The organism is Blautia faecis (assembly GCF_027662325.1).
Lineage (GTDB): Bacteria > Bacillota > Clostridia > Lachnospirales > Lachnospiraceae > Blautia_A > Blautia_A faecis.
Genome location: NZ_JAQDKY010000030.1, coordinates 49,290 through 55,817, shown reverse-complemented (window position 1 = coordinate 55,817; position 6,528 = coordinate 49,290). Strand labels below are relative to the sequence as shown.

Annotated in this window: 5 protein-coding genes and 1 pseudogene; 2 read left to right on the top strand and 4 right to left on the bottom strand. The window is 44.3% G+C overall.

Annotation, left to right across the window (positions count from 1 at the left end):
* The 3 genes and pseudogenes from PGQ38_RS13590 to tnpA form a co-directional block, all read right to left on the bottom strand.
* A partial coding sequence (locus PGQ38_RS13590) for an ATP-binding protein (RefSeq protein WP_270432119.1) occupies positions 1-800 on the bottom strand: 800 nt, incomplete at its 3' end.
* Between the two features lie 296 nt (positions 801-1,096).
* On the bottom strand, positions 1,097-1,462 hold the full coding sequence (locus PGQ38_RS13585) for a hypothetical protein (RefSeq protein ID WP_270432122.1): 366 nt from the start codon (positions 1,460-1,462) through the stop codon (positions 1,097-1,099).
* A gap of 64 nt (positions 1,463-1,526) precedes the next feature.
* A pseudogene (gene tnpA, locus PGQ38_RS13580) lies at positions 1,527-1,829 on the bottom strand (IS200/IS605 family transposase); the annotation flags it as partial.
* 185 nt (positions 1,830-2,014) lie between these two features.
* Between tnpA and PGQ38_RS13575 the strand changes: the two are divergent.
* Positions 2,015-3,310, top strand: a complete 1,296-nt coding sequence (locus PGQ38_RS13575) for a 2-hydroxyacyl-CoA dehydratase family protein (RefSeq protein WP_270432113.1) — start codon at positions 2,015-2,017, stop codon at positions 3,308-3,310.
* Entirely contained in the window at positions 3,307-5,016 is a 1,710-nt protein-coding gene (locus tag PGQ38_RS13570; RefSeq protein WP_204454922.1) for an acyl-CoA dehydratase activase, read from the top strand. The genes PGQ38_RS13575 and PGQ38_RS13570 overlap by 4 nt, the downstream gene beginning before the upstream one ends.
* A gap of 233 nt (positions 5,017-5,249) precedes the next feature.
* Here PGQ38_RS13570 and PGQ38_RS13565 read toward each other — a convergent pair whose 3' ends face one another.
* Positions 5,250-6,491 (bottom strand): IS256 family transposase, encoded by a 1,242-nt coding sequence (locus tag PGQ38_RS13565; RefSeq protein ID WP_270432111.1) that lies wholly within the window; start codon positions 6,489-6,491, stop codon positions 5,250-5,252.
* Positions 6,492-6,528 lie beyond the last annotated feature (37 nt).

Below are 6,528 nucleotides of genomic sequence, written 5' to 3'. Positions count from 1 at the left end.
CCCTTAATATCGTATCGGCTTGCCTTGGAAATCAAAAAGGCATCTGTCAAATGATCGATATGCTTGGAGATGGTTTTATTAGCATAAATCATCTGGCGCTCACTGGCAAAGGTATTGGCAATCTTTGAAGGGTTGGTCGGTGATGCAAGCACATCAACCAGAATCCCAATCTCATCCACGTTCTGAATCTTATTTCTTTCAATAACATCCTTCAGATAGACATTTGCAAAGATGTTCTTCAGATAGTCCGCTTTCTGTCGTTCGCTCTGGAAACTTACGATCTGCGGCAATCCTCCGTAGATCATGTAGTCATCCCAGGCATCATCATAATCGCCGTCATAGACAGAATAAAACTCTGCAAAGGAGAGAGGATAGATTCTAATCTCATCACCTCTGCCACGGAACTCGGTCACAATGTCGCTGGACAGAAACTTGGAATTACTTCCGGTGACATACACATCAATATTGCTCATGCGGAGCAGGCTGTTCAGCACTTCCTCAAATCGTGGCATGAACTGCACTTCATCCAAAAGGAGATAATACTTCCCGTCGTCTTTCATGGCATCCTTGATGTACTTGAAGCATACCTTGGGATCTCTTAATTCCTCGTTCTCAATACCATCCAATGCAATTTCAATAATATGATCAACATCAACGCCGTTCTCCAGTAAGTATCTCTTAAAGATGGTAAACAGCAAAAAGGATTTGCCACATCTACGAATGCCGGTAATCACCTTTATCATTCCATTATCTTTTCGCTCGATCAGCTGCTGTAGGTAAGCGTCTCTTTTAATCTCCATCGTTACACTCCCCATTTCCGTGTATCTACACACTTTTTAGTAATGAGATTCTATCACAGAACGACCTGATTTTCAATATGTATTCCCATTTTATGTGCATCTACACACTTTTATGTAATGCTGATAAATATAGTTTCAGATTTTTTTGATTGCAGTGTCTATAATCGATTACTCCAATCGTTATTATAGGTAGACAACAAAAAGAAGATGGTTCCGATGTTTCATTAAATATGTTCGTTAGTCTTTTACGCAAAGGATTCTATCTCCTCTGCGCCCTAATGCTTTTCGGATTCAGTTCAACAAACTGGATTTTGTTTTTTGATACTTATTACACTTTTGCTTTTTTTCTTAATCATACATATTGCTGCTAAAGTAACTATAACATAACCTAATAGTGCAATAATTGATGATTCAATTCCAAATTCTCCACCAGTGAAAACAAAGTCTTTTGAATCAAGTACATATGTCATAACCGAATATTCATCTGCCTTTTCGCTTATTGATAAACCGCCGCCAATAATTAAAATATTCCAAAGTGAATGGACAATTCCGCTGTTCCAAACAGAACCACTTTCAATAGCAACCATTGAGAACATTATTCCCACCATTGTTCCTACAATAAGAACCAACAGGCTAGTTATAATGGAAAAATCCATTCCTATAATATGTATTAATCCAAATAAAACTGATGGAATTAATACAGCTACTTTAATATTCCATTTCTCTTTTGTCCCATTTGCTTTGCAACTCTGGATGTCTGTCGTAAATCATTAGCGTGCTTTTCCCTTTTAAATATCCCATAAAATCTGAAATACTTTCTTTCGGCGGAATTGCTACGCTTAAATTTACATGATCCTTACATACTGCACCCGCTATAATATCCACTTTTCGGTACTTGCATAATGTACTTATGATTTCCTTCACATCTTCTCTTAATCTTCCATACAGAATTCTTTTTCTGTATTTCGGTATAAATACTATGTGATACTGGCATTTCCATCGGGTATGTGATAAACTTCTATTGTCCATTTGGACCGTCTCCACTTATTCCATTCTCCCCAGCATAGCTGGGGGATTAGACTTTTCATTCATATCCGATATATTTACAATTCCCATCCAACTGACTATAATAAAGAATGTCCGTTTGCCTGCAAAGGCGCGGAACTATATCCATCTGCATCAGGGCGATATGACAGAAAAATGAACTTAAAAGAATGGAAGAAAGAACAATGGATGTAATTGAAAAATTTGGAAATAGGGTGAGCAGCCAGGCGCTTAAGGATCCGGAAAAAGCGCGTCGGCTGCTTCTTGCGGGATACCGCCTGCAGGAAAAGAAGCTTCAGTTTTTGCCGGATCGGGGGCTGCCGTCGTCGGGACAGTATGTGGCGCGGGTGGTTATGAAAAATATCATTCAGTCGCTGTCGGAACCGGAGAATGCGGCGATGGTCAGCATATTTGTGCCGGGAGAGCTGGTGATGGCGGCAGGGCTGACGCCGTACTCAGTGGAGGCGATGTCCTGTTTTATGGCGGGAACGAAGTGTGAGCAGACGTTTCTTCGGAAAACGGAGGAAGAAGGATTTCCGGAGACGATGTGTTCGTACCACAGGGTGTTTCTGGGGGCGGCGCTGACGGGGATTCTGCCAAAACCGAACTGCATGATTTATACGAACCTTGCGTGTGATGGAAATATGATGACGTTTCCGTATTTAAAGGATAAATTTGAATGTCCAGGCTTTTATATTGATGTTCCGTATGAGAAAAACCGGGAATCGGTTCTGTATGTGGCGGATCAGCTGCGGAAATTAAAACGGTTTCTGGAGGAGACGACGGACAGACGGATTTCGGAGGAAACAGTGCGGAGTGCGGTAGATAACAGCCGGAAAGCGGCAGCGAATTATAAAAAACAGCTTGCCCTGCGGTGTGCGCATGACCCAGTGACCTCTCTGACGAATGAATTGTATGCGCTTTTTATGTGCCATCTGATGGCTGGCTCAGAGACGGCGGTTACCTATACGGAAAAACTTCTGCGCGATGTGCGGATGTCACCGAGGGGAGATGGTCTTTCGGTAATCTGGATGCACATCATGCCATTTTTACAGGAGCCGGTTAAGGATATTTTTAATTATAGTAAGAAAATGCACATCCGCGCTTGTGATTTCATCGCAGATGGTTTTCAGGAGATGCATGCGGAAGACCCGTATGAGGCGATGGCAGAGAAAATGGTCCACTGCATTTACAATGGCAGTGTGAAACAGAGAATTGAGGAAGCGGAACGACTTGCCAGAATCACGGAATCGGATGGTGCTGTTTTATTTGCCCACTGGGGCTGTAAGGGAACGATTGGTGCATCCAGCCTGATTAAGCAGTCCTTAGAAAAGACAGGACTTCCGACGATGATTCTCGACGGTGACGGCTGCAACCCCGCCAATACCAGCGACGGTCAAGTATCGACGCGGCTTCAGGCGTTTGTGGAAATGCTGGAAAAGGGCAAGGAGGAGAAACACGCATGATTTATTACGTCTGTAAGTACACCCCGATCGAGCTGTTCCGGGGGTTTGGAGAAGAATGTTCTGTTTTGGAGGAAATGCCGGAAAATTTCGAACAATCTGATCAAATTGCACATGCAAATCTGTGCGGCTTTGGAAAATCGGTCATTCAGGCAGTGCTGGAAGGAAAGGTTGAGCAGCTGGTGCTGGTAAACTGCTGCGATTCGATGCGGCGCGTTTACGATATCGTGGAGAGCACGGGAAAATGTAAGTTTTTATATATGCTGGATCTGCCGCATGATGATAATGAATGTGAAAAAGTGAAATTTGCGGGCACGATCCGGATGCTTAAAAAGGCATATGAGGCATATTCCGGGAAAGTGTTTGATAAACGCGCTTTTATCAAGTCCTTTATTACGCCGGAAATGAACACGGAGCCGTACATTGGTGTGCTGGGCGTGCGGGTCAGCGGCATTCTGGAGGATATGATCCGGGACAATATCCAGATGGATGTGGAAAATCTGACCTGTACGGGTGGTCGGAAACTGTCGGTCGTACAGGATGAAATGTGGAATATGGAGGAAGAGGAGCTGTTTCTTTCTTACGCGGACGTCCTGCTGGGACAGATGCCGTGTTTCCGCATGAACCGTTCGATCCGCAGAAACCGTCTGTATCTGGATCCGAATTTAAAGGGAATTATTTATCACACGATCAAGTTCTGTGATTATTATGGATTTGAGTATGCGAGTATCAAGCGGGATATCAAGGTTCCGCTCCTTAAGATTGAGACTGATTTTACGAGCCAGAGCGCGGGGCAGCTTTTGACGCGCATTCAGGCATTTGAGGAGACGATCGAGGGATCAGAGGATATGGATCCGGGAAAAGGTATCAGTGAGGAGGCAAGAAAGAAGATGGAGTCGGGCATTTTTTATGTAGCGGGAATCGACAGCGGTTCGACAAGTACTGATGTGGTCATACTGGATCAGGATGGAAAAATTAAATCGACGATGATTATTCCGACCGGCGGCGGTGCGATGATGAGCGCCGAGAAGAGTCTGGATCTGGCGATTGAGAAAGCGGGAATTAAGAAAGAGGAGATTGTGCGGATCGATACGACCGGATATGGACGATCCTACATTGACAGCGGGGATGACAGCATCACGGAGATTACCTGCCATGCCAAGGGCGCAAATTATCTGAATCCGAATGTCCGCACTATCATCGACATTGGCGGGCAGGATATCAAGGCGATCAGCATCGACGGGCAGGGAGCCGTGAAAAATTTCCTGATGAATGACAAATGTGCCGCCGGAACGGGACGTTTTCTGGAAATGATGGCGAAAACGCTGGGACTTTCCCTGGAGGAAATGAGCGTGAAAGGGCTGGAATGGAAGCATAATATCGTGATTTCCAGCATGTGTACGGTGTTTGCAGAGTCGGAGGTCGTGTCGCTGGTGGCACAGAATAAGGATGTGACAGATATTATCCACGGTTTAAATGTGTCAGTTGCCTCAAAAGTCGGCGCGTTGGCAGCCCGCCTTGGAAAGGATCATCCAGGCGAATATATGATGACCGGCGGTGTGGCGAAGAACCGGGGTATCATCCAGGCATTGGAAGAGAAGCTTGGTGCTAAACTTTATATCTGTGATGAGGCGCAGCTCTGCGGTGCGCTGGGAGCGGCGCTATTTGCTTATGAGAAATGTAAAGGCAGTGCGGAGGAAACGCGATGAAGCGGCAGGGTTAAAACACTTGTATCGACATTTTCGTCAGATATTCACTGGGAGAGGCTGTGGCCAATTCGTCGAGACTGTGAGAAAAAGTCTGTAAATAAGATTCTTCTATGATATGCAAGGGTGGCAAGCCTGAAAATCAGGCTTCTCACCCTTGTTTTATATATAACAGTTGTTGAATGGCATGTCAAGAGCAGGCGGTTTTCCGCCCGTCTTATTCGCCTGTTTATTCGTTACTCTGGGAGGCGTCCTTCGTACATAATACTCAGCTCACCATACACCTGTGCCCAGTTGCGGATCGTACTGGTCCATTTCTTCGTAGATTCAAATGTGGCAAGATACAGTGCCTTTAATAGAGCTGTATCGCTTGGAAATACGCTTCTCTGGCGATTCAGTTGCCGGTAGGTAGAATTCAGGGATTCAATAGCATTTGTAGTATAAATCACCGTTCTGACCGTCGTTGAAAATTTAAAGATCGGCGAGATTGCGTCCCAGTTATCCTTCCAGCGCTTCATGGAATTCGGATATTTCGGTGTCCATTTTTCTGTTACACGCTCTAAGGCTACCAGAGCTTTCTTTTCATCTGTGGCCTGATAAATGGTTTTCAGATCCGTAGCGAAGGCTTTTCTGTCTTTATCCGGGACATATTTCAACGTGTTTCTTACCTGGTGTACAATACAGCGCTGGTATTCCGTCTTTGGAAAAGCTGCTGCGATCGCTTCTTTGATTCCGGTTAAACCATCGGCACAGATGATTAATACATCTTTGACACCACGATTTTTCAGTTCATTCATAACGGAAAGCCAGTATTTTGCGCTTTCGTTATCGCCAACACTGATGGTTAAAACTTCTTTTTTTCCTTCCGTGTTGATTCCCAGAATCACGTAAGCAGCAAGCTTTCGGATCACGCCATTATCCCTTACAGAATAATGGATTGCATCAATGTAGAGAATGGGATAGACCTCGTCCAGTGGCCGGTTCTGCCAGTCTTCGATCTGTGGCAGGATCTTATCAGTCACATCAGAAATAAAGCTTTCAGAAGTTTCAAAGCCATAAATATCTTCGATGGTTTCGGAAATCTGCCGGGTAGTCATTCCTTTGGCATACATGGAAATGATCTTCTGATCAATATCGGAAATATCTTTCTGACGTTTTTTTACAACCTGTGGTTCAAACGTTGATTTGCGATCCTGTGGCACTTCGATTTCCATCGAGCCATACCGGCTGTTGACCTGTTTCCGCTTATAACCATTGCGATAATCATCATTATCTGAGCGTTCGGATTTTTCGTAACCAAGATGATCATCCATTTCAGCTTCCATCATTTCCTTAATGGTGCCGCCTAAAAGATCCTTGAGCGCATCCTGAATGTCTTCTGCAGACTGGATATCGTACTCTTCCAGGAGCTGATGGATGATGTTTCGTTTTCCTTCTGTCATTTGTACACGATGTACAGGTTTCTTTTGTCTTGCCATAATAAAAGGCCCTCCTAATGATATTTATTGTATCATA

Coding starts and splice junctions, on each gene's coding strand:
- PGQ38_RS13575 (WP_270432113.1), top strand. CDS start 2,015: ATGGAAGAAAGAACAATGGATGTAATTGAAAAATTTGGAAATAGGGTG.
- PGQ38_RS13570 (WP_204454922.1), top strand. CDS start 3,307: ATGATTTATTACGTCTGTAAGTACACCCCGATCGAGCTGTTCCGGGGG.
- PGQ38_RS13565 (WP_270432111.1), bottom strand. CDS start 6,491: ATGGCAAGACAAAAGAAACCTGTACATCGTGTACAAATGACAGAAGGA.